A 22,459-nucleotide genomic window follows, 5' to 3' on the forward strand; every position below is an offset into this window, starting at 1 on the left:
ACTCCTACGTTTTCGACGCCCGCCAAGCGAGGCCACTTTGGACAAGATCCTGATTCGTGGGGCCCGGACCCACAACCTGAAGAACATCGACCTGACCCTGCCACGGGACAAGCTGATCGTCATCACCGGCCTGTCCGGGTCGGGCAAATCGTCCCTGGCATTCGACACGCTGTACGCCGAAGGCCAGCGTCGCTATGTCGAATCGCTGTCGGCCTATGCCCGGCAGTTTCTGTCGATGATGGAAAAGCCTGACGTCGACACCATCGAAGGTTTGTCGCCCGCCATTTCGATCGAACAGAAGTCGACCTCGCACAACCCGCGTTCGACGGTCGGCACCATCACCGAAATCTACGATTACCTGCGCCTGCTGTATGCACGCGTGGGTATTCCGCGCTGCCCGGATCACGACATTCCGCTGGAAGCGCAGACCGTCAGCCAGATGGTCGACCTGGTCCTCGCCCAACCGGAAGGCAGCAAACTGATGCTGCTGGCGCCGGTGATCCGCGAGCGCAAGGGCGAACATCTGTCGGTGTTCGAAGAATTGCGCGCGCAAGGCTTTGTGCGGGCCCGGGTCAATGGCCGGCTCTGCGAACTGGACGAGCTGCCGAAGCTGGATAAACAGAAGAAGCACTCGATCGATGTCGTGGTCGACCGCTTCAAGGTCCGCGCCGATCTGCAACAGCGTCTGGCCGAATCGTTCGAGACCGCGCTGAAGCTGGCGGACGGCATCGCACTGGTAGCGCCAATGGACGACGAGCCGGGTGAAGAAATAATCTTCTCCGCCCGCTTCGCCTGCCCGATTTGCGGCCATGCCATCAGCGAGCTGGAACCCAAGCTGTTCTCCTTCAACAACCCGGCCGGCGCTTGCCCGACCTGCGATGGCCTGGGCGTGAAGCAGTTTTTCGACATCAAGCGCCTGGTCAACGGCGAGCTGACACTGGCCGAGGGCGCGATTCGCGGCTGGGACAGGCGCAACGTCTATTACTTCCAGATGCTCGGGTCGTTGGCGTCTCACTACAAATTCAGCCTGGAAGTGCCGTTCAACGAACTGCCGGCCGATCAGCAGAAGTTCATCCTGCACGGCAGCGGCTCGCAGAACGTCGATTTCAAATACCTGAACGACCGTGGCGACATCGTCAAGCGCTCGCACCCGTTCGAAGGCATCGTGCCGAACCTTGAACGCCGCTACCGCGAAACCGAATCCGCTTCGGTGCGTGAAGAGCTGGCCAAGTTCCTCAGCACCCAGCCTTGCCCGGATTGCCGTGGCACGCGCCTGCGTCGTGAGGCGCGGCATGTCTGGGTGGGCGAGAAAACCCTGCCAGCGGTGACGAACCTGCCGATTGGCGACGCGTGTGAGTACTTCGGCGTGCTGAAGCTGACAGGCCGTCGTGGCGAAATTGCCGACAAGATTCTCAAGGAAATCCGCGAGCGCCTGCAGTTCCTGGTCAACGTGGGTCTCGACTACCTGTCGCTGGATCGCAGTGCCGACACCTTGTCGGGCGGTGAAGCTCAGCGGATTCGTCTGGCCAGCCAGATTGGCGCCGGTCTTGTGGGCGTCCTGTACATCCTCGACGAACCATCGATTGGTCTGCACCAACGGGACAATGATCGACTGCTGGGCACGCTCAAGCACCTGCGCGACATCGGCAACACGGTAATTGTGGTCGAGCACGACGAAGACGCGATTCGCCTGGCGGATTACGTGGTGGATATCGGGCCGGGCGCTGGCGTACACGGCGGGCATATCGTCGCCGAAGGCACACCGGCCGAGGTCATGGCTCACCCTGACTCACTGACCGGCAAATACTTGTCGGGCCGGGTGAAGATCGCTGTTCCGGCCAAGCGCACACCGCGTAACAAGAAGCTGTCGCTGTCCCTCAAGGGCGCTCGTGGCAACAACTTGCGCAACGTCGACCTGGAGATCCCGATCGGCCTGCTGACCTGCGTGACCGGCGTGTCCGGCTCCGGCAAGTCGACGCTGATCAACAACACGCTGTTCCCCTTGAGCGCTACGGCTCTCAACGGCGCCACGACGCTTGAGGCCGCCGCGCACGACAGCATCAAGGGCCTGGAGCATCTGGACAAGGTCGTCGACATCGACCAAAGCCCGATCGGCCGGACGCCGCGTTCCAACCCTGCCACCTACACCGGGCTGTTCACACCAATTCGCGAACTGTTCGCCGGCGTGCCGGAATCTCGCTCACGGGGTTATGGCCCGGGACGTTTCTCCTTCAACGTGAAGGGAGGACGCTGCGAAGCCTGCCAGGGCGACGGGTTGATCAAGGTGGAAATGCACTTCCTGCCAGACATCTACGTCCCGTGCGACGTCTGCAAGAGCAAGCGCTACAACCGTGAAACCCTTGAGATCAAGTACAAGGGCAAGAGCATCCATGAAACCCTCGAGATGACTATCGAGGAAGCCCGGGTGTTCTTCGACGCGGTTCCAGCGCTGGCACGCAAACTTCAGACGCTGATGGATGTTGGCTTGTCGTACATCAAGCTCGGGCAATCGGCGACCACGCTGTCCGGTGGTGAGGCACAACGGGTGAAACTGTCCCGCGAACTGTCCAAACGCGATACCGGCAAGACCCTGTATATCCTCGATGAGCCAACGACCGGCCTGCACTTCGCGGATATCCAGCAACTGCTTGATGTACTGCATCGACTGCGCGACCACGGCAACACGGTGGTGGTGATCGAGCACAACCTGGACGTGATCAAGACCGCCGATTGGCTGGTGGACCTTGGGCCAGAGGGCGGCTCCAAGGGCGGGCAGATTATTGCCGTCGGTACACCGGAAGAAGTGTCGGAGATGAAGCAGTCTCATACCGGCTTCTACCTCAAGCCGCTGCTGGCTCGCGACAAGGCCTGAATCACGGCCATGAAAAAGCCCCTGTCACTTTCTCGGTGACAGGGGCTTTTTTGTCTTCGTTGAATCAGGTGTGCGATTGCAGGTAATTTTCCAGACCGATCAGTTTGATCAGGCCTAGCTGCTTTTCGAGCCAGTAGGTGTGATCTTCTTCGGTGTCGTTCAATTGGATTCGCAGCATCTCACGGCTGACGTAATCTCCGTGCTGCTCGCAGAGTTCGATGCCTTTGCAGAGCGCGGCCCGGACTTTATATTCCAGCCGCAGGTCGGCAGCGAGCATGTCTGGCACGGTGGTGCCGACATCAAGGTCGTCCGGACGCATACGCGGCGTGCCTTCGAGCATCAGAATTCGGCGCATCAAGGCATCAGCGTGCCCGGCTTCTTCTTCCATCTCGTGGTTGATACGTTCGTAGAGCTTGGTGAAACCCCAGTCCTCATACATCCGCGAATGGACGAAATATTGATCACGCGCCGCCAGTTCGCCGGTCAGCAACGTGTTGAGGTAATCGATTACGTCTGGGTGGCCTTGCATCGCCCTACATCTCCCTGCTTGAAAGTCTGTAGTTTGAACCACGAAGACTGATTGGTCACTCCGCTAGCGCGATAAAAGCGAAGATATTCCGAGAAAAGTGGTTTAAATAACGCAAAAACCGCCCAATCGAGGGCGGTTCTGCTTCTCATTTAGACTTCGTTAAGCTGTACGTTGAGCAGCGTTGCGATTGCTTCTCCGTACGCCGGATCCGCTTTGTAGAAATGCTGCAATTGACGGTCAACCACATCGCTGGATACCCCCGCCATCGCACCGGCAATGTTGCTGACCAGCAGCGCTTTCTGCTCGTCGGTCATCAAACGGAATAACGCACCGGCGTGGCTGTAGTAGTCGGTATCTTCGCGGTGATCGTAACGATCAGCTGCACCGCTCAGCGCCAATGGCGGTTCTGCATAACGAGGCGCTTGCTTCGGTGCGTCAACGTAGCTGTTCGGCTCGTAGTTGGGAGCCGCACCGCCGTTACTGCCAAACGCCATCGAACCGTCGCGCTGGTAGCTGTTCACCGGGCTGCGAGGCGCGTTCACCGGCAATTGCTGGTGATTGGTGCCGATACGGTAGCGGTGAGCATCCGCGTAAGCGAAAACGCGACCTTGCAGCATGCGGTCAGGCGACAAGCCGACACCTGGGACCATGTTGCTCGGACCGAACGCCGCTTGCTCGACTTCAGCAAAGTAATTCAGCGGATTGCGATTGAGCTCCAGCTCACCGACTTCGATCAGTGGAAACTCTTTCTGCGACCAGGTTTTGGTCACATCGAACGGGTTCTCGTGGTGCGCCGCAGCTTGAGCTTCCGTCATGATTTGTACGCACACGCGCCATTTCGGGAAGTCACCGCGCTCGATCGCGCCGAACAGATCGCGCTGGGCATAATCAGGATCAGTACCCGCCAGGCGTGCCGCTTCTGCCGGAGCGAGGTTTTTGATTCCCTGTTTGGTTTTGTAGTGCCACTTCACCCAGTGACGCTCGCCATTGGCGTTGATCAGGCTGTAGGTGTGGCTGCCGAAGCCGTGCATGTGACGGTAGCCGTCAGGGATGCCGCGATCGGAGAACAGGATGGTGACCTGGTGCAGCGCCTCAGGCGAATGCGACCAGAAGTCCCACATCATCTGCGCACTTTTCAGGTTGCTTTGAGGCAGGCGCTTTTGCGTGTGGATGAAGTCCGGAAATTTCAACGGATCACGGATGAAGAACACGGGCGTGTTGTTGCCAACAATGTCCCAGTTACCTTCTTCGGTGTAGAACTTCAGGGCAAAACCACGCGGATCGCGCTCGGTATCGGCCGAACCACGCTCACCGCCAACGGTGGAGAACCGCAGGAAAGTGGAGGTTTGCTTGCCGACGGACTCAAACAGTTTGGCGCTAGTGTACTCGGTGATATCCCGCGTGACGGTGAACGTACCGTAAGCACCCGAGCCCTTGGCGTGTACACGGCGTTCCGGGATGTTTTCGCGGTTGAAGTGGGCAAGCTTCTCGATCAGGTGAAAGTCGTCGAGCAGCAGCGGGCCACGGGGGCCGGCGGAACGGGAATTCTGGTTATCGGCGACAGGAGCGCCACTGGCGGTGGTAAGCGTTTTACTTTGGCTCATGCGATCTCTTCCTTTGTCAGTCTATAGCTGCCGGCTAATCGGCTTGGGACGGAGTATTGACCATTGATCAAGAAGGCTACAAATTCATTAATTTGCAGAGATCAATAGAAAAATACTACCAACGAATGCCGTTAACAGAATGAAGGCATGAAACGCAGGAAAGCTTGTATAAACCGCGCGTTTCTTACAGGCACAAAAAACCGGGCACTAGGCCCGGTTTTTCGTTTCAGACTGACGTCTTACTCGGCGGATACAGCTTCGCCGGCAGTAGCACGATCAACCAACTCGACGTACGCCATAGGCGCGTTGTCGCCAGTGCGGAAGCCGCACTTGAGGATGCGCAGGTAGCCACCCTCACGGGTAGCGTAACGCTTGCCCAGGTCGTTGAAGAGCTTGCCAACGATAGCTTTCGAACGAGTACGGTCGAAAGCCAGACGGCGGTTAGCCAGGCTGTCTGTCTTGGCCAAAGTGATCAGCGGCTCAGCAACGCGACGCAGTTCTTTAGCTTTCGGCAGTGTAGTTTTGATCAGCTCGTGCTCGAACAGCGACACTGCCATGTTTTGAAACATGGCCTTGCGGTGCGAGCTAGTGCGGCTCAGGTGACGACCACTTTTACGATGACGCATGGTTCATTCCTTACCAAACACGACGTTCGGTGATTACGACGATCAGGCAGTCGCCTTGTCGTCCTTCTTAAGACTTGCAGGCGGCCAGTTGTCGAGGCGCATGCCGAGGGACAGACCGCGGGAGGCCAGAACGTCCTTGATTTCAGTCAAGGATTTCTTGCCAAGGTTCGGAGTCTTCAACAGCTCTACTTCGGTACGCTGAATCAGGTCACCGATGTAGTAGATGTTTTCCGCCTTAAGGCAGTTAGCCGAACGTACAGTCAGTTCCAGATCGTCAACCGGGCGAAGCAGGATCGGATCGATCTCGTCTTCCTGCTCGACAACCACTGGCTCACTGTCACCTTTGAGATCGACGAACGCAGCCAACTGCTGTTGCAGAATGGTTGCAGCGCGGCGGATAGCCTCTTCAGGATCCAGGGTACCGTTGGTTTCCAGATCAATAACCAGCTTGTCCAGGTTAGTACGCTGCTCGACACGGGCGTTTTCCACCACGTATGCGATACGGCGAACCGGGCTGAACGAAGAGTCAAGCTGCAAGCGACCGATGCTGCGGCTTTCGTCTTCATCGCTCTGACGCGAGTCTGCCGGTTCATAACCACGACCACGAGCTACGGTGAGCTTCATGTTCAGGGCGCCGTTAGACGCCAGGTTAGCGATTACGTGATCGGGGTTAACGATCTCGACATCATGATCCAGCTGAATATCGGCAGCGGTAACCACCCCCGAACCCTTCTTCGACAAGGTCAGCGTAACTTCGTCACGACCGTGCAGCTTGATAGCCAGACCTTTAAGGTTCAACAGGATTTCAATTACGTCTTCCTGTACGCCTTCGATGGCGCTGTACTCATGGAGTACACCGTCAATCTCGGCCTCGACTACTGCACAGCCGGGCATTGAGGACAACAGGATGCGGCGCAGCGCGTTGCCCAGGGTGTGGCCGAAACCACGCTCGAGAGGCTCGAGAGTGATCTTGGCGCGGGTTGGACTGACAACCTGCACATCAATGTGGCGGGGTGTCAGGAACTCATTTACCGAAATCTGCATGGATGCACCTATTTTCTAGCCCTTACTTGGAGTAGAGCTCGACAATCAGGCTTTCGTTGATGTCGGCGGACAGATCACTGCGAGCTGGAACGTTCTTGAAAACGCCCGACTTCTTCTCAGTGTCTACTTCTACCCATTCTACGCGGCCACGTTGGGCACACAGATCGAGAGCTTGGACAATGCGAAGTTGGTTCTTTGCTTTCTCGCGAATCGCGACCACGTCACCAGCACGAACCTGGTACGACGGTACGTTTACGGTCTGACCGTTAACGCTGACGGATTTGTGCGATACCAGCTGACGGGATTCGGCACGAGTAGAGCCAAAACCCATACGGTATACAACGTTGTCCAGACGGCATTCGAGCAGTTGCAGCAGGTTTTCACCGGTTGCACCTTTCTTGCCAGCAGCTTCTTTGTAGTAGCCGCTGAATTGACGCTCGAGAACGCCGTAGATACGACGGACCTTCTGCTTTTCACGCAGTTGGGTGCCGTAATCGGACTGGCGACCGCGGCGTTGGCCGTGGATACCAGGTGCTGCTTCAATGTTGCACTTCGATTCGATCGCGCGCACGCCGCTCTTCAGAAAGAGATCGGTGCCTTCGCGACGAGCGAGTTTGCATTTTGGACCAATGTAACGAGCCATTCTTTACAATCTCCTGGATTACACGCGGCGCTTCTTCGGCGGACGGCACCCGTTGTGCGGGATTGGCGTCACGTCGGTGATGCTGGCGATCTTGTAGCCACAGCCGTTCAAAGCGCGGACTGCAGATTCACGACCTGGGCCTGGACCTTTGACGTTAACGTCGAGGTTTTTCAGACCGTATTCCAGCGCAGCTTGACCAGCACGTTCAGCAGCTACTTGAGCAGCAAACGGGGTGGACTTGCGGGAACCGCGGAAACCCGAACCACCGGAGGTAGCCCAGGAAAGAGCGTTGCCTTGACGGTCGGTGATGGTCACGATTGTGTTGTTAAAAGATGCATGGATGTGGGCGATGCCATCAACCACTGTCTTTTTAACTTTTTTACGAGGACGAGCAGCAGGTTTTGCCATGATAATTTTCCTGTCGATTCGCGGGGGCGATTACTTGCGGATCGGCTTACGCGGACCTTTACGGGTACGCGCGTTAGTCTTGGTACGCTGACCGCGCACTGGAAGACCACGACGATGACGCAGACCGCGATAGCAACCGAGGTCCATCAAACGCTTGATTTTCATGTTGATTTCGCGACGCAGGTCACCTTCAGTGGTGAACTTCGCCACTTCGCCACGCAGCTGTTCAATCTGCTCGTCGCTCAGATCTTTGATCTTTGCGGCTGGGTTTACCCCAGTCACTGCACAGATCTTCTGTGCAGTAGTGCGACCAACACCATAGATGTAGGTCAGCGAGATAACAGTATGCTTGTTATCTGGAATGTTAACGCCTGCAATACGGGCCATTCAGTGGGACTCCAATTGACAGCTACCTACGCCCCGGAAGCCAAGAAATAGGGCGCGAGATAATATCGCTGTAATAACAAATAATCAACCCGGTAGCGCACTAGCTACCGGGCTTGAAGCACAATCACACTCAGCCTTGGCGCTGTTTGTGACGCGGTTCCGCGCTGCAAATTACTCGAACAACACCTTCGCGGCGAATAATTTTGCAGTTACGGCACAGCTTTTTCACCGATGCACGAACTTTCATCACCAACTCCTCGAACCTTATGGGTACTCAGCGCAACATGCCGCTGCCGTAACCCTTCAGGTTGGCTTTCTTCATCAGGGATTCGTACTGGTGCGAAACGAGGTGCGATTGTACTTGGGACATGAAGTCCATCACAACCACGACGACGATCAGCAACGAGGTCCCGCCAAGGTAGAACGGTACGTTTGCTGCAACCACCAGGAACTGGGGCAACAGGCACACGGCCGTCATGTAAAGAGCACCGAACATGGTCAAGCGGGTCAGAACGCCATCAATGTAGCGCGCAGACTGCTCACCTGGACGGATGCCCGGAATAAAGGCACCGGACTTCTTCAGGTTTTCCGCTACGTCTTTCGGATTGAACATCAACGCCGTATAGAAGAAGCAGAAGAAAATAATCCCTGCACTAAACAGCAGAATATTCAACGGCTGACCAGGAGCGATCGACTGCGAGATGTCCTGCAACCAGCCCATACCTTCAGACTGACCAAACCAGGCACCCAACGAAGCCGGGAACAGCAAAATGCTGCTCGCGAAAATGGCCGGAATAACACCGGCCATGTTCACCTTCAGCGGCAAGTGGCTAGTCTGCGCAGCAAAGACCTTACGGCCCTGCTGACGCTTGGCGTAGTGAACAGCAATACGACGCTGACCACGCTCAATGAACACCACGAAACCGATAATCGCTACTGCCAGCAAACCGATGGCAACCAGGGCGAAGATGTTGATATCACCCTGACGTGCAGACTCGAAAGACTGCCCGATCGCTCTCGGAAGACCGGCGACGATACCCGAAAAAATCAACATCGAGATACCGTTGCCAACACCACGCTCAGTAATCTGCTCACCCAGCCACATCATGAACATCGCACCAGCCACAAAAGTGGATACCGCGACGAAATGGAAGCCAAAGTCACCAGTGAACGCAACGCCCTGCCCTGCCAGACCAATGGACATGCCAATTGCCTGAACGAGAGCGAGGACGACAGTGCCGTAGCGGGTGTACTGGCTGATCTTGCGACGGCCAGCTTCACCTTCCTTCTTCAACTGTTCCAGCTGCGGGCTGACGGCGGTCATCAGTTGCATGATGATCGATGCCGAAATGTACGGCATGATCCCCAGTGCAAAGATGCTCATCCGTTCCAGCGCGCCGCCGGAAAACATGTTGAACAAGCTAAGAATGGTCCCCTCATTCTGTCGAAACAGGTCCGCGAGTCGGTCCGGGTTGATACCTGGAACCGGGATGTGTGCGCCTATTCGGTAGACGATAATCGCCAGGAACAGAAAACGCAGACGAGCCCAGAGTTCAGACATACCGCCTTTGCCGAGCGCAGAGAGAGCACCTTGCTTAGCCATTTATTCCTCGAACTTGCCGCCAGCTGCTTCGATAGCCGCACGCGCACCTTTGGTGGCGCCGATTCCCTTTCCGATGGTGACAGCGCGAGTAACTTCGCCGGACAGCATGATTTTCACACGCTGAACGTTGACGTTGATCACGTTGGCATCTTTCAGGGACTGCACGGTGACGATGTCGCCTTCCACTTTAGCCAGCTCGGACAGACGCACTTCTGCGCGGTCCATGGCCTTCAGGGAAACGAAACCGAACTTCGGCAGGCGACGATGCAGCGGCTGTTGACCGCCTTCAAAGCCTGGAGCAATGGTGCCACCGGAGCGGGAGGACTGACCTTTGTGGCCACGGCCACCGGTCTTGCCCAAACCACTACCGATACCACGGCCCGGACGATGCTTTTCGCGACGGGAACCCGGCGCTGGACTCAGATCATTGAGTTTCATCGATTAACCCTCGACACGCAGCATGTAGTAAGCCTTGTTGATCATCCCGCGATTCTCGGGAGTATCAAGTACTTCTACAGTGTGACCGATGCGACGCAGACCCAGACCCTTAACGCACAGTTTGTGGTTAGGGATACGGCCGGTCATGCTTTTGATCAGCGTAACTTTAACGGTAGCCATGATCAGAAGATCTCCTTGACGCTTTTGCCACGCTTGGCGGCAATGGATTCAGGAGACTGCATAGCTTTCAAACCTTTGAAAGTGGCGTGAACCACGTTTACCGGGTTAGTCGAGCCGTAGCACTTGGCCAGAACGTTCTGAACGCCAGCAACTTCGAGGACAGCACGCATAGCGCCGCCAGCGATGATACCGGTACCTTCAGAAGCAGGCTGCATGTACACCTTCGAAGCGCCGTGACCGGACTTCATTGCGTACTGCAGAGTGGTGCCGTTCAGATCAACTTGGATCATGTTGCGGCGAGCAGCTTCCATTGCCTTCTGGATCGCAGCAGGCACTTCACGCGACTTGCCACGGCCGAAGCCAACACGCCCTTTACCATCACCAACCACGGTCAACGCGGTGAAAGTGAAGATACGGCCGCCTTTAACGGTTTTGGCTACGCGGTTAACTTGAACCAGCTTCTCGATGTAGCCTTCGTCGCGCTTTTGGTCGTTATTTGACATAACTTAGAACTCCAGCCCAGCTTCACGAGCAGCATCAGCCAGCGCCTTGACGCGGCCGTGGTACTTGAAGCCAGAGCGGTCGAAAGCCACCTGCGAGACGCCAGCGGCTTTAGCACGCGTAGCGACCAGCTGGCCAACCTTAGTGGCCGCGTCGATGTTGCCAGTGGCGCCATCACGCAGTTCTTTATCCAAAGTCGAGGCAGATGCCAGGACTTTGTTGCCGTCGGCCGAAATGACCTGGGCGTAGATGTGCTGCGACGAGCGGAACACGCAGAGACGCACGACTTCGAGTTCGTGCATTTTCAGGCGTGCTTTGCGAGCGCGACGCAGTCGAGTAACTTTTTTGTCGGTCATTTGCTATGCCCTACTTCTTCTTGGCTTCTTTACGACGGACGACTTCGTCCGCGTAGCGCACACCTTTGCCTTTGTACGGCTCTGGTGGACGGAAGTCGCGGATCTCGGCGGCCACTTGACCTACCAGCTGCTTATCGATGCCCTTGATCAGGATATCGGTCTGGCTAGGAGTCTCAGCGGTGATGCCTTCCGGCAGTTCATAATCCACTGGGTGCGAGAAGCCAAGAGCCAGGTTCAGCACTGTGCCTTTTGCTTGCGCTTTGTAACCAACACCGACCAGCTGGAGCTTGCGCTCGAAGCCTTGGCTTACGCCTTGGACCATGTTGTTTACCAACGCACGAGTGGTACCAGCCATTGCGCGAGTTTGTTGATCGCCATTGCGAGCAGCGAAACGCAGCTCACCAGCTTCTTCAACGATCTCAACGGACGAATGGATGTTCAGTTCGAGAGTGCCCTTGGCACCCTTCACCGAAAGCTGTTGGCCTGCGAATTTGACTTCGACACCGGCTGGCAGCTTAACGGGGTTCTTAGCGACGCGTGACATGCTTATCCCCCCTTAGAACACAGTGCAAAGAACTTCGCCGCCGACACCGGCAGCGCGCGCAGCACGATCCGTCATCACACCTTTGTTGGTGGAGACGATAGACACACCGAGACCGCCACGAACTTTTGGCAGATCATCGACGGACTTGTACTGACGCAGGCCTGGACGGCTAACGCGCTTCACTTCCTCGATGACCGGACGGCCTTCGAAGTACTTCAGCTCGATGGACAGCAGTGGTTTGATTTCGCTGCTGATCTGATAACCCGCAATGTAACCTTCGTCCTTCAGGACTTTGGCAACAGCTACCTTCAAAGTAGAAGATGGCATGCTTACGACGGACTTTTCAGCCATCTGGGCATTACGGATTCGAGTTAGCATGTCCGCTAACGGGTCCTGCATACTCATGGGCTAGACGCTCCTAATACAAAAAAATTAGCCTTGCGGCTACTACTTGTCGCCGAGCTCATCCATGCGGAAAAAGCACGGGCTCAGGCGAGCCGGGTATTCTAGACACACCCCACAAATGAATCAAGCCCCAAAAGGGGCTTGATTCAAGTTCAAGGTCACCGATGGTCAGGATCTTGCGATCCCGAACACCGAGACTTTGATAGTGCTTACCAGCTGGCTTTAACCAGACCAGGTACGTCACCACGCATTGCAGCTTCACGCAGTTTGTTACGGCCGAGGCCGAACTTGCGGTAAACGCCGTGTGGACGACCGGTCAGGCGGCAGCGGTTACGCATGCGCGAGGCGCTTGCGTCACGTGGCTGCTTCTGCAGAGCTACTGTAGCTTCCCAACGTGCTTCTGGACTTGCGTTCAGATCAACGATGATAGCTTTCAGTGCTGCACGCTTTTTGGCGTACTTGGCAACCGTGAGCTGACGCTTCAGCTCGCGGTTTTTCATGCTCATCTTGGCCATTTTCCTACTCCAATCAGTTGCGGAACGGGAATTTGAAAGCACGCAACAGGGCGCGACCTTCATCATCGTTCTTGGCAGTGGTGGTCAGGGTAATGTCCAGACCGCGGAGAGCATCGATCTTGTCGTAGTCGATTTCCGGGAAGATGATCTGCTCTTTAACGCCCATGCTGTAGTTACCACGACCATCGAAGGACTTGGCATTCAGGCCGCGGAAGTCGCGAACCCGAGGCAGGGAGATCGACAGCAGACGATCCAGGAACTCGTACATACGCTCACGGCGCAGGGTCACTTTGACGCCGATCGGCCAACCTTCACGGACTTTAAAGCCAGCGATGGATTTCCGAGCGTAGGTCACAACGACTTTCTGGCCGGTGATCTTTTCCAGGTCGGCAACAGCGTGCTCGATGACTTTTTTGTCACCGACTGCTTCGCCCAGACCCATGTTCAGGGTGATTTTTGTAACGCGTGGAACTTCCATCACGTTCGAAAGCTTAAGTTCTTCCTTAAGTTTCGGTGCGATTTCCTTCCAGTAAATCTCTTTTAGTCGTGCCATGGTCTTCTACCTAGCAGTGTTCAAGCATCAACCGCTTTTTGGGTCGACTTGAAGACACGAATTTTCTTGCCGTCTTCTACTTTGAAACCAACGCGGTCAGCCTTGTTGGTTTCGCCGTTGAAAATGGCGACGTTAGAAGCGTCCAGTGGAGCTTCTTTTTCGACGATACCGCCTTGTACGCCCGACATCGGGTTAGGCTTGGTATGACGCTTAACCAGGTTCAGACCGCCGATAACCAGACGGTTATTTGCGAGAACCTTAAGCACCTTACCGCGCTTACCTTTGTCTTTGCCGGCGATCACGATGATCTCGTCGTCACGACGAATCTTTTGCATGTCGGATCTCCTTACAGCACTTCTGGGGCGAGCGAGACGATCTTCATGAACTTCTCAGTACGAAGTTCACGGGTCACTGGCCCAAAGATACGGGTGCCGATCGGCTCTTGCTTGTTGTTCAGAAGAACAGCAGCGTTGCCATCAAAGCGGATAATGGAGCCATCAGCACGACGTACGCCGTGACGAGTGCGGACTACAACAGCAGTCATCACTTGGCCTTTTTTCACTTTACCGCGAGGAATTGCTTCCTTCACGGTAACTTTGATGATGTCACCGATACCAGCGTAACGACGATGGGAGCCACCCAGCACCTTGATGCACATAACACGGCGAGCGCCGCTGTTATCGGCCACATCGAGCATGGATTGAGTCTGAATCATATAATTTCTCCGACCCCTAGTCCTTAGACTTCCACAGCGCGTTCGAGAACATCAACCAGCGCCCAAGACTTGGTCTTGGCCAAAGGACGAGTTTCACGAATAGTGACTTTGTCGCCGATGTGGCACTGATTGGTTTCGTCGTGCGCGTGCAGCTTAGTCGAACGCTTAACGTATTTACCGTAGATCGGGTGCTTAACGCGACGCTCGATCAGTACGGTGATGGTTTTGTCCATCTTGTCGCTGACAACACGGCCAGTCAGCGTACGGACAGTTTTTTCGGCTTCAGCCATGATTACTTACCTGCCTGCTGGTTGAGCACAGTCTTCACGCGAGCGATGTCACGCTTAACTTGCGAGAGCAGATGAGACTGCCCCAACTGGCCAGTTGCTTTCTGCATACGCAGATTGAACTGGTCGCGCAGCAAGCCGAGCAGTTGCTCGTTCAGCTGCTGTGCGGATTTTTCACGAAGTTCATTCGCTTTCATCACATCACCGTCCGTTTAACAAAGGCGGTGGCGAGCGGCAGCTTTGCAGCAGCCAGGGCAAAAGCCTCACGCGCCAGCTCTTCAGAAACACCCTCGATTTCATACAGGACTTTGCCTGGCTGAATCTGGGCAACCCAGTACTCCACACTACCCTTACCTTTACCCATCCGAACTTCGAGGGGCTTTTTGGAAATAGGCTTGTCCGGGAATACACGGATCCAGATCTTGCCGCCACGTTTAACGTGACGGGTCAGAGCACGACGCGCTGACTCGATCTGACGAGCGGTGAGACGACCACGAGCTACAGACTTCAGCGCATATTCGCCGAAGCTGACTTTGCTACCGCGCTGTGCCAGACCACGGTTGTGGCCTGTCATCTGCTTGCGGAACTTCGTACGCTTTGGTTGCAACATTTGGCGTACCCCTTACTTAGCAGCTTTTTTACGAGGCGCTGGTGCTTGTGGTTTCAGTTCTTCTTGGCGACCACCAATTACTTCGCCTTTGAAGATCCAAACCTTTACACCGATCACACCGTAAGTGGTGTGAGCTTCGTAGTTGGCATAGTCGATGTCGGCACGCAGGGTGTGCAGTGGCACACGACCTTCGCGATACCATTCAGTACGTGCGATTTCAGCACCGCCGAGACGACCGCTCACTTGGATTTTGATGCCTTTGGCACCAATGCGCATGGCGTTCTGAACAGCGCGCTTCATAGCGCGACGGAACATTACGCGACGCTCCAGCTGCTGAGCTACGCTCTGCGCAACCAGCATACCGTCGAGCTCCGGCTTGCGGATCTCTTCGATATTGATGTGCACAGGCACACCCATTTGCTTGGTCAGGTCCTGACGCAGTTTCTCAACATCTTCACCTTTCTTCCCGATAACGATACCTGGACGAGCGGTGTGGATGGTGATACGTGCAGTCTGAGCCGGACGATGGATATCGATACGGCTTACGGACGCGCTTTTTAGTTTGTCTTGGAGATACTCACGCACCTTCAGATCAGCGAACAAATAGTCCGCATAAGTCCGACCGTCTGCGTACCAGACGGAGGTGTGCTCCTTGACGATTCCCAGGCGAATGCCAATGGGATGTACTTTCTGACCCATCTCTTCGACTCCGTTACTTGTCAGCAACCTTGACAGTGATATGGCAAGACCGCTTGACGATGCGATCAGCACGGCCTTTGGCACGTGGCATGATGCGCTTCAGCGAACGCCCTTCGTTGACGAAAACGGTGCTGACTTTAAGGTCATCAACGTCTGCGCCTTCGTTATGCTCGGCGTTGGCTACGGCCGACTCCAGCACTTTCTTCATGATCTCGGCGGCTTTCTTACTGCTGAAAGCCAACAAGTTGAGCGCTTCGCCCACCTTCTTCCCGCGGATCTGGTCGGCGACCAAGCGGGCTTTCTGGGCGGAGATTCGAGCGCCCGACAACTTAGCGGCTACTTCCATTTCCTAACCCCTTAACGCTTGGCTTTCTTGTCTGCCACGTGCCCACGATAAGTGCGGGTACCGGCGAACTCGCCCAGTTTGTGGCCGACCATGTCTTCGTTAACGAGAACTGGGACGTGTTGACGACCGTTGTGTACTGCGATGGTCAAACCGACCATTTGTGGCAGGATCATCGAACGACGCGACCAGGTTTTCACCGGTTTGCGATCATTCTTTTCCGCCGCCACTTCGATCTTCTTCAGTAGGTGAAGATCGATAAAAGGACCTTTTTTCAGAGAACGTGGCACTGTCGTATCCCTCTATTTACTTGCGACGACGGACGATCATTTTGTCGGTACGCTTATTACCACGAGTCTTCGCGCCCTTAGTCGGGAAGCCCCATGGCGATACCGGATGACGACCACCAGAGGTACGACCTTCACCACCACCATGTGGGTGGTCAACCGGGTTCATGGCAACACCACGAACGGTTGGGCGAACGCCACGCCAGCGTTTGGCACCAGCTTTACCCAGCGAACGCAGGCTGTGCTCGGAGTTCGAGACTTCACCCAGGGTCGCGCGGCATTCAGCCAGCACTTTACGCATCTCACCAGAACGCAGACGCAGGGTCACGTAGACACCTTCACGAGCGATCAGCTGAGCCGAAGCACCAGCGGAACGAGCGATCTGTGCGCCTTTACCTGGCTTCAATTCGATGCCGTGTACGGTGCTACCAACTGGAATGTTACGCAGTTGCAGAGCGTTGCCCGGCTTGATCGGTGCCAGAGCACCTGCGATCAGCTGGTCACCAGCACTCACGCCTTTAGGGGCGATGATGTAGCGACGCTCGCCATCTGCGTACAGCAGCAGAGCGATGTGAGCAGTACGGTTTGGATCGTATTCAATGCGCTCGACAGTGGCAGAGATGCCATCTTTGTCGTTGCGACGGAAATCGACCAGACGATAATGCTGCTTATGGCCACCACCGATGTGACGAGTGGTAATGCGACCATTGTTGTTACGACCACCAGTCTTCGATTTTTTCTCGAGCAGCGGTGCGTGAGGAGCGCCTTTATGCAGCTCCTGGTTGACCACCTTGACCACAAAACGGCGGCCAGGGGAAGTCGGTTTGCATTTAACGATTGCCATGATGCACCCCTTCCTTACTCAGCACTGCTGCTGAAATCGAGATCTTGGCCTGGCTGAAGGGAGATAACTGCCTTCTTCCAGTCATTACGCTTGCCCAGACCGCGAGCAGTGCGCTTGCTCTTACCCAGAACATTCAGGGTAGTAACACGCTCTACTTTCACGCTGAACAGGCTTTCGACGGCCTTCTTGATTTCCAGCTTGGTTGCGTCAGTTGCAACCTTGAAAACGAACTGGCCTTTCTTGTCAGCCAGAACCGTAGCCTTCTCGGAAACGTGCGGGCCAAGCAGAACTTTAAATACGCGTTCCTGGTTCATCCCAGCAGCTCCTCGAATTTCTTCACGGCCGACACGGTGATCAACACCTTGTCGTATGCGATCAGACTAACTGGATCGGAACCTTGCACGTCACGTACATCAACGTGTGGCAGGTTACGAGCAGCCAGGTACAGGTTCTGATCAACGACTTCAGACACGATCAAGACGTCAGTCAAGCCCATGCCAGTCAGTTTGTTCAGCAGATCTTTGGTCTTCGGTGCATCAACAGCGAAGTCCTGAACCACTACCAGACGATCAGTACGCACCAGCTCAGCAAGGATGGAACGCATTGCTGCGCGATACATCTTCTTGTTCAGCTTCTGGGTGTGATCCTGAGGACGAGCTGCGAAAGTGGTACCGCCGCCACGCCAGATTGGGCTACGGATAGTACCGGCACGAGCACGGCCAGTACCTTTCTGACGCCATGGGCGCTTACCGCCACCACGAACGTCGGAACGGGTCTTTTGCTGCTTGGAACCCTGACGGCCGCCGGCCATGTAGGCCACGACTGCTTGGTGAACCAGCGTCTCGTTGAATTCGCCGCCAAATGTCAGTTCGGAAACTTCGATCGCTTGAGCGTCATTTACATTTAATTGCATGTCAGCTTCCCCTTAACCGCGAGCCTTGGCTGCTGGACGTACAACCAAGTTGCCGCCAGTAGCGCCAGGAACAGCGCCCTTGACCAACAACAGATTGCGTTCAGCGTCCACGCGCACTACTTCGAGGGACTGCACGGTCACGCGCTCAGCGCCCATATGACCGGACATTTTTTTGCCCTTGAATACACGACCAGGAGTCTGGCACTGGCCGATAGAGCCTGGAACGCGGTGGGACACGGAGTTACCGTGGGTATTATCTTGCCCGCGGAAGTTCCAACGCTTGATCGTACCCTGGAAGCCTTTACCCTTGGACTGACCGGTTACATCAACCAGTTGACCAGCGGCGAAGATTTCAGCGTTGATCAGATCGCCGGCCTGGTACTCGCCTTCTTCAAGACGGAATTCCATTACGGTACGACCAGCAGCAACGTTCGCTTTAGCGAAGTGGCCAGCTTGAGCAGCTGTAACACGCGAAGCACGACGCTCGCCTACAGTGACTTGCACTGCACGATAGCCATCGGTCTCTTCAGTTTTGAACTGGGTGACGCGATTCGGTTCGATCTCAATGACCGTGACCGGAATGGAGACACCTTCTTCGGTGAAAATACGGGTCATACCGCATTTACGACCGACTACACCAATAGTCATGTTGTAAACCTCATGAGTGTACGGGGCTTTCACCCGCTATGGCCGCCCATTTCAGAGCGTTACACGACTAAGACCGAGTCTTAGCCGAGGCTGATCTGCACTTCCACACCGGCCGCAAGATCAAGCTTCATAAGAGCATCAACGGTTTTATCCGTTGGCTGGACGATGTCCAGAACGCGCTTATGAGTACGGATCTCGTACTGGTCACGCGCGTCTTTGTTGACGTGCGGGGAGACCAGAACGGTGAACCGCTCTTTACGGGTAGGCAGTGGAATTGGACCACGCACTTGAGCACCAGTACGTTTCGCGGTTTCCACGATTTCCTGGGTGGATTGGTCGATCAGGCGATGGTCAAAAGCCTTCAACCTGATACGGATTTGCTGATTTTGCATTGGATTTCAGACTCCGGCTGCTATTCCCACCGAGCGCAATACGCCCGTTAAAAGGAGGCGCAATTCTATAGACGCCCCAGATAGGTGTCAACCCAATAAAAAAGGCCCCCGCTAAGCGGAGGCCTTCTCAAAAAAACCGAGCTATCTCAGAAGAGATAATTACTCGATGATTTTAGCTACAACGCCAGCACCAACGGTACGGCCGCCTTCACGGATAGCGAAGCGCAGACCGTCTTCCATCGCGATGGTTTTGATCAGGGTAACAGTCATCTGAATGTTGTCACCTGGCATTACCATTTCAACGCCTTCTGGCAGCTCGCAGTTACCAGTCACGTCAGTAGTACGGAAGTAGAACTGTGGACGGTAGCCTTTGAAGAACGGAGTATGACGGCCGCCTTCTTCCTTGCTCAGAACGTAAACTTCTGCGGTGAACTTGGTGTGCGGCTTAACCGAACCCGGCTTAACCAGAACCTGGCCACGCTCAACGTCGTCACGCTTGGTGCCGCGCAGCAGCACGCCGCAGTTCTCGCCAGCACGACCTTCGTCGAGCAGCTTACGGAACATTTCAACACCGGTGCAGGTGGTGACGGTAGTGTCACGCAGACCAACGATTTCCAGTGGATCCTGAACGCGAACGATACCGCGCTCGATACGACCAGTCACAACAGTACCGCGACCGGAGATCGAGAATACGTCTTCGATTGGCATCAGGAACGGCTTGTCGGTCAGACGAACTGGTTCTGGGATGTAGCTGTCCAGAGTCTCAACCAGTTTACGAACGGCAGTGGTGCCCATTTCGTTGTCGTCTTTGCCTTCCAGAGCCATACGCGCCGAACCGATGATGATCGGAGTGTCGTCGCCCGGGAAGTCGTAAGTGCTCAGCAGATCGCGCACTTCCATCTCAACCAGTTCCAGCAGCTCAGCGTCATCTACCAGGTCAGCCTTGTTCAGGAAAACCACGATGTACGGAACGCCTACCTGACGGGACAGCAGGATGTGCTCACGGGTTTGTGGCATCGGACCATCAGCGGCCGAGCAAACCAGGATAGCGCCGTCCATCTGGGCAGCACCAGTGATCATGTTCTTCACATAGTCAGCGTGACCTGGGCAGTCAACGTGAGCGTAGTGACGGATCTTCGAGTTGTACTCGACGTGCGCGGTGTTGATGGTGATACCACGAGCTTTTTCTTCTGGCGCGCTGTCGATTTTATCGAAATCAACGATGGCCGAACCGAATACTTCGGAGCAGACGCGAGTCAGAGCTGCAGTCAGAGTGGTTTTACCGTGGTCAACGTGACCGATGGTGCCAACGTTGACGTGCGGTAGGGAACGATCAAATTTTTCTTTAGCCACGACAATTAACTCCTTGCCTAAAGGGCTGAATCAGCCTTGTTTTTTGGTAACAGTTTCGACGATGTGCGACGGAGCTGTATTGTATTTTTTGAATTCCATAGAGTAGCTTGCGCGACCCTGGGACATGGAACGAACGTCGGTCGCATAACCGAACATCTCGCCCAGCGGAACTTCGGCGCGAATTACTTTGCCGGAGACCGTGTCTTCCATACCCAAAATCATGCCGCGACGACGGTTAAGGTCGCCCATCACGTCACCCATATAGTCTTCAGGCGTAACAACCTCTACCGCCATGATCGGCTCGAGCAACTCACCACCGCCCTTCTGGGCCAGTTGCTTGGTCGCCATGGAAGCAGCCACCTTAAACGCCATCTCGTTGGAGTCGACGTCGTGGTAAGAACCATCAAACACGGTAGCCTTCAGGCCGATCAGCGGATAGCCGGCAACAACGCCGTTCTTCATCTGCTCTTCGATACCCTTCTGGATCGCCGGGATGTATTCCTTAGGAACCACACCACCCACGACTTCGTTCACGAATTGCAGACCTTCCTGACCTTCGTCAGCAGGAGCAAAACGAATCCAGCAATGGCCGAACTGGCCACGACCGCCGGATTGACGAACGAATTTGCCTTCGATTTCACAGTTCTTCGTGATGCGCTCACGATAGGAAACCTGAGGCTTACCAATGTTGGCTTCGACGTTGAACTCACGGCGCATCCGGTCAACCAGGATGTCCAGGTGCAGCTCGCCCATGCCGGAGATGATCGTTTGACCAGTCTCTTCATCGGTTTTGACGCGGAAAGATGGATCTTCCTGAGCAAGCTTGCCCAGAGCGATACCCATTTTTTCCTGGTCATCCTTGGTCTTAGGCTCTACGGCAACCGAAATAACCGGCTCCGGGAAGTCCATACGAACCAGGATGATTGGCTTGTCAGCGTTGCACAAAGTCTCACCAGTGGTGACGTCCTTCATGCCGATCAAGGCCGCGATGTCACCAGCGCGCACTTCCTTGATTTCTTCACGGGCGTTTGCGTGCATTTGCACCATACGACCCACGCGCTCTTTCTTGCCTTTAACCGAGTTGATCACGCCGTCGCCGGAGGCCAACACGCCCGAGTAAACTCGAACAAAGGTCAAGGTACCCACGAATGGGTCGGTAGCGATCTTGAACGCCAGAGCCGAAAACGGCTCGCTGTCGTCTGCGTGACGCTCCATTTCCTTGGTCTCGTCATCCGGGTCAGTACCCTTGATGGCAGGAATGTCGGTTGGAGCAGGCAGGTAGTCGATAACGGCGTCGAGAACCAGGGGAACACCCTTGTTCTTGAAGGAAGAACCGCAAACAGCCAAAACGATCTCACCAGCGATAGTACGCTGACGCAGAGCCGCTTTGATTTCCGCGTTGGTGAGTTCTTCACCTTCGAGGTACTTGTTCATCAGCTCTTCGCTGGCTTCTGCCGCGGCTTCAATCATGTTGCCGCGCCATTCGTTAGCCAGCTCCTGCAGTTCAGCAGGGATAGGCTTACGAACTGGAACCATGCCTTTGTCAGAGTCATTCCAGTAAACAGCTTCCATAGCCATCAGATCGATCTGACCCTGGAAGTTGTCTTCGGAACCGATGGCCAATTGAATTGGCACCGGAGTGTGACCCAGACGCTGCTTGATCTGGCCGATCACGCGCAGGAAGTTGGCACCAGCACGGTCCATCTTGTTTACGTAAACAAGACGTGGAACGCCGTACTTGTTGGCTTGACGCCATACGGTTTCCGACTGAGGCTCAACACCCGAGGTGCCGCAGAACACAACGACCGCGCCGTCGAGAACACGCAGGGAACGCTCAACTTCAATAGTGAAGTCAACGTGGCCCGGGGTGTCGATGACGTTGAAACGGTATTGGTCCTTGTGCTGCTTCTCGGAACCCTGCCAGAAGGCGGTAATAGCAGCAGAAGTAATGGTAATACCACGCTCCTGCTCCTGCACCATCCAGTCTGTGGTCGCGGCGCCGTCATGCACCTCGCCCATCTTGTGGCTTTTGCCAGTGTAAAAAAGGACGCGCTCGGTGGTGGTGGTTTTACCAGCATCCACGTGAGCAACGATACCAATGTTACGGTAGCGGTTAATCGGTGTAGTACGAGCCATAAAGCCCTCGCAAAATTAGTGACG

General features: G+C 55.4%; 33 protein-coding genes. 1 reads left to right on the forward strand and 32 read right to left on the reverse strand.

Annotation, left to right across the window (positions count from 1 at the left end; all coding sequences use genetic code 11):
* The first annotated feature begins 37 nt into the window (after positions 1-37).
* Positions 38-2,872, forward strand: a complete 2,835-nt coding sequence (uvrA, locus tag H8F22_RS24625) for an excinuclease ABC subunit UvrA (protein ID WP_027924375.1) — start codon at positions 38-40, stop codon at positions 2,870-2,872.
* 64 nt (positions 2,873-2,936) lie between these two features.
* On the opposite strand, the gene bfr is transcribed toward uvrA, so the two are convergent.
* The 32 genes from bfr to fusA form a co-directional block, all read right to left on the reverse strand.
* Complete coding sequence (gene bfr, locus H8F22_RS24630) at positions 2,937-3,401, reverse strand: bacterioferritin (protein WP_027924376.1); 465 nt, start codon at positions 3,399-3,401, stop codon at positions 2,937-2,939.
* 149 nt (positions 3,402-3,550) lie between these two features.
* Positions 3,551-5,005 (reverse strand): catalase, encoded by a 1,455-nt coding sequence (locus H8F22_RS24635; protein WP_194940792.1) that lies wholly within the window; start codon positions 5,003-5,005, stop codon positions 3,551-3,553.
* 239 nt (positions 5,006-5,244) lie between these two features.
* A complete protein-coding gene (rplQ, locus tag H8F22_RS24640; RefSeq protein ID WP_007918448.1) occupies positions 5,245-5,631 on the reverse strand; it encodes a 50S ribosomal protein L17 in 387 nt (128 codons plus the stop codon).
* Between the two features lie 42 nt (positions 5,632-5,673).
* Entirely contained in the window at positions 5,674-6,675 is a 1,002-nt protein-coding gene (locus tag H8F22_RS24645) for a DNA-directed RNA polymerase subunit alpha (RefSeq protein WP_003186012.1), read from the reverse strand.
* A gap of 22 nt (positions 6,676-6,697) precedes the next feature.
* Positions 6,698-7,318 carry a 30S ribosomal protein S4 gene (gene rpsD / locus H8F22_RS24650; RefSeq protein ID WP_003210056.1) on the reverse strand — a complete coding sequence of 207 codons (621 nt, stop codon included), beginning with the start codon at positions 7,316-7,318 and terminating at the stop codon, positions 6,698-6,700.
* A gap of 18 nt (positions 7,319-7,336) precedes the next feature.
* Positions 7,337-7,726 carry a 30S ribosomal protein S11 gene (gene rpsK, locus H8F22_RS24655; protein ID WP_002555466.1) on the reverse strand — a complete coding sequence of 130 codons (390 nt, stop codon included), beginning with the start codon at positions 7,724-7,726 and terminating at the stop codon, positions 7,337-7,339.
* Between the two features lie 30 nt (positions 7,727-7,756).
* Complete coding sequence (gene rpsM, locus H8F22_RS24660; RefSeq protein WP_003186020.1) at positions 7,757-8,113, reverse strand: 30S ribosomal protein S13; 357 nt, start codon at positions 8,111-8,113, stop codon at positions 7,757-7,759.
* Positions 8,114-8,243: 130 nt separating this feature from the next.
* Positions 8,244-8,360, reverse strand: a complete 117-nt coding sequence (rpmJ, locus tag H8F22_RS24665; protein WP_002555468.1) for a 50S ribosomal protein L36 — start codon at positions 8,358-8,360, stop codon at positions 8,244-8,246.
* Positions 8,361-8,387: 27 nt separating this feature from the next.
* On the reverse strand, positions 8,388-9,716 hold the full coding sequence (secY, locus tag H8F22_RS24670) for a preprotein translocase subunit SecY (RefSeq protein ID WP_003228718.1): 1,329 nt from the start codon (positions 9,714-9,716) through the stop codon (positions 8,388-8,390).
* Complete coding sequence (gene rplO, locus H8F22_RS24675; protein WP_007896782.1) at positions 9,717-10,154, reverse strand: 50S ribosomal protein L15; 438 nt, start codon at positions 10,152-10,154, stop codon at positions 9,717-9,719.
* Between the two features lie 3 nt (positions 10,155-10,157).
* The gene (gene rpmD / locus H8F22_RS24680) at positions 10,158-10,334 is read right to left on the reverse strand and encodes a 50S ribosomal protein L30 (RefSeq protein WP_003186033.1); all 177 of its coding nucleotides are present in this window, start codon (positions 10,332-10,334) and stop codon (positions 10,158-10,160) included.
* Between the two features lie 2 nt (positions 10,335-10,336).
* Positions 10,337-10,837, reverse strand: a complete 501-nt coding sequence (gene rpsE, locus H8F22_RS24685; protein ID WP_007943782.1) for a 30S ribosomal protein S5 — start codon at positions 10,835-10,837, stop codon at positions 10,337-10,339.
* A gap of 3 nt (positions 10,838-10,840) precedes the next feature.
* Positions 10,841-11,191 carry a 50S ribosomal protein L18 gene (rplR, locus tag H8F22_RS24690; protein WP_003186037.1) on the reverse strand — a complete coding sequence of 117 codons (351 nt, stop codon included), beginning with the start codon at positions 11,189-11,191 and terminating at the stop codon, positions 10,841-10,843.
* 10 nt (positions 11,192-11,201) lie between these two features.
* Complete coding sequence (gene rplF, locus H8F22_RS24695; RefSeq protein WP_003176412.1) at positions 11,202-11,735, reverse strand: 50S ribosomal protein L6; 534 nt, start codon at positions 11,733-11,735, stop codon at positions 11,202-11,204.
* Between the two features lie 12 nt (positions 11,736-11,747).
* Positions 11,748-12,140, reverse strand: a complete 393-nt coding sequence (gene rpsH, locus H8F22_RS24700; protein WP_003186040.1) for a 30S ribosomal protein S8 — start codon at positions 12,138-12,140, stop codon at positions 11,748-11,750.
* A 209-nt stretch (positions 12,141-12,349) separates the two neighbouring features.
* Complete coding sequence (rpsN, locus tag H8F22_RS24705) at positions 12,350-12,655, reverse strand: 30S ribosomal protein S14 (RefSeq protein WP_003176414.1); 306 nt, start codon at positions 12,653-12,655, stop codon at positions 12,350-12,352.
* Between the two features lie 13 nt (positions 12,656-12,668).
* Positions 12,669-13,208, reverse strand: a complete 540-nt coding sequence (gene rplE, locus H8F22_RS24710; protein ID WP_003176415.1) for a 50S ribosomal protein L5 — start codon at positions 13,206-13,208, stop codon at positions 12,669-12,671.
* Between the two features lie 20 nt (positions 13,209-13,228).
* Positions 13,229-13,543, reverse strand: coding sequence for a 50S ribosomal protein L24 (gene rplX / locus H8F22_RS24715; protein ID WP_003176416.1), 315 nt, complete (start codon positions 13,541-13,543; stop codon positions 13,229-13,231).
* An 11-nt stretch (positions 13,544-13,554) separates the two neighbouring features.
* A complete protein-coding gene (rplN, locus tag H8F22_RS24720) occupies positions 13,555-13,923 on the reverse strand; it encodes a 50S ribosomal protein L14 (protein WP_002555479.1) in 369 nt (122 codons plus the stop codon).
* Positions 13,924-13,946: 23 nt separating this feature from the next.
* On the reverse strand, positions 13,947-14,213 hold the full coding sequence (gene rpsQ / locus H8F22_RS24725; RefSeq protein ID WP_003176419.1) for a 30S ribosomal protein S17: 267 nt from the start codon (positions 14,211-14,213) through the stop codon (positions 13,947-13,949).
* Between the two features lie 2 nt (positions 14,214-14,215).
* Positions 14,216-14,407: a 50S ribosomal protein L29 gene (gene rpmC, locus H8F22_RS24730; RefSeq protein ID WP_002555481.1), complete on the reverse strand. Its 192-nt coding sequence runs from the start codon at positions 14,405-14,407 to the stop codon at positions 14,216-14,218.
* Positions 14,407-14,820, reverse strand: a complete 414-nt coding sequence (rplP, locus tag H8F22_RS24735) for a 50S ribosomal protein L16 (protein WP_007943783.1) — start codon at positions 14,818-14,820, stop codon at positions 14,407-14,409. Before rplP ends, rpmC begins: the two co-directional genes overlap by 1 nt.
* A gap of 12 nt (positions 14,821-14,832) precedes the next feature.
* Positions 14,833-15,519, reverse strand: a complete 687-nt coding sequence (gene rpsC / locus H8F22_RS24740; protein WP_003176422.1) for a 30S ribosomal protein S3 — start codon at positions 15,517-15,519, stop codon at positions 14,833-14,835.
* Between the two features lie 13 nt (positions 15,520-15,532).
* Positions 15,533-15,865 carry a 50S ribosomal protein L22 gene (rplV, locus tag H8F22_RS24745; protein ID WP_003103908.1) on the reverse strand — a complete coding sequence of 111 codons (333 nt, stop codon included), beginning with the start codon at positions 15,863-15,865 and terminating at the stop codon, positions 15,533-15,535.
* 11 nt (positions 15,866-15,876) lie between these two features.
* Entirely contained in the window at positions 15,877-16,152 is a 276-nt protein-coding gene (gene rpsS, locus H8F22_RS24750; protein WP_002555486.1) for a 30S ribosomal protein S19, read from the reverse strand.
* A 16-nt stretch (positions 16,153-16,168) separates the two neighbouring features.
* On the reverse strand, positions 16,169-16,993 hold the full coding sequence (gene rplB / locus H8F22_RS24755; protein ID WP_003176423.1) for a 50S ribosomal protein L2: 825 nt from the start codon (positions 16,991-16,993) through the stop codon (positions 16,169-16,171).
* 14 nt (positions 16,994-17,007) lie between these two features.
* Positions 17,008-17,307, reverse strand: coding sequence for a 50S ribosomal protein L23 (rplW, locus tag H8F22_RS24760; protein ID WP_002555488.1), 300 nt, complete (start codon positions 17,305-17,307; stop codon positions 17,008-17,010).
* The gene (gene rplD, locus H8F22_RS24765; protein WP_007896707.1) at positions 17,304-17,906 is read right to left on the reverse strand and encodes a 50S ribosomal protein L4; all 603 of its coding nucleotides are present in this window, start codon (positions 17,904-17,906) and stop codon (positions 17,304-17,306) included. The genes rplW and rplD overlap by 4 nt, the downstream gene beginning before the upstream one ends.
* Positions 17,907-17,918: 12 nt before the next feature.
* Complete coding sequence (rplC, locus tag H8F22_RS24770) at positions 17,919-18,554, reverse strand: 50S ribosomal protein L3 (protein ID WP_003186059.1); 636 nt, start codon at positions 18,552-18,554, stop codon at positions 17,919-17,921.
* 80 nt (positions 18,555-18,634) lie between these two features.
* Positions 18,635-18,946 (reverse strand): 30S ribosomal protein S10, encoded by a 312-nt coding sequence (gene rpsJ, locus H8F22_RS24775; protein WP_003186070.1) that lies wholly within the window; start codon positions 18,944-18,946, stop codon positions 18,635-18,637.
* A gap of 159 nt (positions 18,947-19,105) precedes the next feature.
* Positions 19,106-20,299 (reverse strand): elongation factor Tu, encoded by a 1,194-nt coding sequence (tuf, locus tag H8F22_RS24780; protein WP_027924378.1) that lies wholly within the window; start codon positions 20,297-20,299, stop codon positions 19,106-19,108.
* Between the two features lie 30 nt (positions 20,300-20,329).
* The gene (fusA, locus tag H8F22_RS24785; RefSeq protein ID WP_027926089.1) at positions 20,330-22,435 is read right to left on the reverse strand and encodes an elongation factor G; all 2,106 of its coding nucleotides are present in this window, start codon (positions 22,433-22,435) and stop codon (positions 20,330-20,332) included.
* Positions 22,436-22,459 lie beyond the last annotated feature (24 nt).

The organism is Pseudomonas mucoides (assembly GCF_015461845.1).
GTDB lineage: Bacteria > Pseudomonadota > Gammaproteobacteria > Pseudomonadales > Pseudomonadaceae > Aquipseudomonas > Aquipseudomonas mucoides.

Coding starts and splice junctions, on each gene's coding strand:
- bfr (WP_027924376.1), bottom strand. CDS start 3,401: ATGCAAGGCCACCCAGACGTAATCGATTACCTCAACACGTTGCTGACC.
- H8F22_RS24635 (WP_194940792.1), bottom strand. CDS start 5,005: ATGAGCCAAAGTAAAACGCTTACCACCGCCAGTGGCGCTCCTGTCGCC.
- rplQ (WP_007918448.1), bottom strand. CDS start 5,631: ATGCGTCATCGTAAAAGTGGTCGTCACCTGAGCCGCACTAGCTCGCAC.
- H8F22_RS24645 (WP_003186012.1), bottom strand. CDS start 6,675: ATGCAGATTTCGGTAAATGAGTTCCTGACACCCCGCCACATTGATGTG.
- rpsD (WP_003210056.1), bottom strand. CDS start 7,318: ATGGCTCGTTACATTGGTCCAAAATGCAAACTCGCTCGTCGCGAAGGC.
- rpsK (WP_002555466.1), bottom strand. CDS start 7,726: ATGGCAAAACCTGCTGCTCGTCCTCGTAAAAAAGTTAAAAAGACAGTG.
- rpsM (WP_003186020.1), bottom strand. CDS start 8,113: ATGGCCCGTATTGCAGGCGTTAACATTCCAGATAACAAGCATACTGTT.
- rpmJ (WP_002555468.1), bottom strand. CDS start 8,360: ATGAAAGTTCGTGCATCGGTGAAAAAGCTGTGCCGTAACTGCAAAATT.
- secY (WP_003228718.1), bottom strand. CDS start 9,716: ATGGCTAAGCAAGGTGCTCTCTCTGCGCTCGGCAAAGGCGGTATGTCT.
- rplO (WP_007896782.1), bottom strand. CDS start 10,154: ATGAAACTCAATGATCTGAGTCCAGCGCCGGGTTCCCGTCGCGAAAAG.
- rpmD (WP_003186033.1), bottom strand. CDS start 10,334: ATGGCTACCGTTAAAGTTACGCTGATCAAAAGCATGACCGGCCGTATC.
- rpsE (WP_007943782.1), bottom strand. CDS start 10,837: ATGTCAAATAACGACCAAAAGCGCGACGAAGGCTACATCGAGAAGCTG.
- rplR (WP_003186037.1), bottom strand. CDS start 11,191: ATGACCGACAAAAAAGTTACTCGACTGCGTCGCGCTCGCAAAGCACGC.
- rplF (WP_003176412.1), bottom strand. CDS start 11,735: ATGTCACGCGTCGCTAAGAACCCCGTTAAGCTGCCAGCCGGTGTCGAA.
- rpsH (WP_003186040.1), bottom strand. CDS start 12,140: ATGAGTATGCAGGACCCGTTAGCGGACATGCTAACTCGAATCCGTAAT.
- rpsN (WP_003176414.1), bottom strand. CDS start 12,655: ATGGCCAAGATGAGCATGAAAAACCGCGAGCTGAAGCGTCAGCTCACG.
- rplE (WP_003176415.1), bottom strand. CDS start 13,208: ATGGCACGACTAAAAGAGATTTACTGGAAGGAAATCGCACCGAAACTT.
- rplX (WP_003176416.1), bottom strand. CDS start 13,543: ATGCAAAAGATTCGTCGTGACGACGAGATCATCGTGATCGCCGGCAAA.
- rplN (WP_002555479.1), bottom strand. CDS start 13,923: ATGATTCAGACTCAATCCATGCTCGATGTGGCCGATAACAGCGGCGCT.
- rpsQ (WP_003176419.1), bottom strand. CDS start 14,213: ATGGCTGAAGCCGAAAAAACTGTCCGTACGCTGACTGGCCGTGTTGTC.
- rpmC (WP_002555481.1), bottom strand. CDS start 14,407: ATGAAAGCGAATGAACTTCGTGAAAAATCCGCACAGCAGCTGAACGAG.
- rplP (WP_007943783.1), bottom strand. CDS start 14,820: ATGTTGCAACCAAAGCGTACGAAGTTCCGCAAGCAGATGACAGGCCAC.
- rpsC (WP_003176422.1), bottom strand. CDS start 15,519: ATGGGTCAGAAAGTACATCCCATTGGCATTCGCCTGGGAATCGTCAAG.
- rplV (WP_003103908.1), bottom strand. CDS start 15,865: ATGGAAGTAGCCGCTAAGTTGTCGGGCGCTCGAATCTCCGCCCAGAAA.
- rplB (WP_003176423.1), bottom strand. CDS start 16,993: ATGGCAATCGTTAAATGCAAACCGACTTCCCCTGGCCGCCGTTTTGTG.
- rplW (WP_002555488.1), bottom strand. CDS start 17,307: ATGAACCAGGAACGCGTATTTAAAGTTCTGCTTGGCCCGCACGTTTCC.
- rplD (WP_007896707.1), bottom strand. CDS start 17,906: ATGCAATTAAATGTAAATGACGCTCAAGCGATCGAAGTTTCCGAACTG.
- rplC (WP_003186059.1), bottom strand. CDS start 18,554: ATGACTATTGGTGTAGTCGGTCGTAAATGCGGTATGACCCGTATTTTC.
- rpsJ (WP_003186070.1), bottom strand. CDS start 18,946: ATGCAAAATCAGCAAATCCGTATCAGGTTGAAGGCTTTTGACCATCGC.
- fusA (WP_027926089.1), bottom strand. CDS start 22,435: ATGGCTCGTACTACACCGATTAACCGCTACCGTAACATTGGTATCGTT.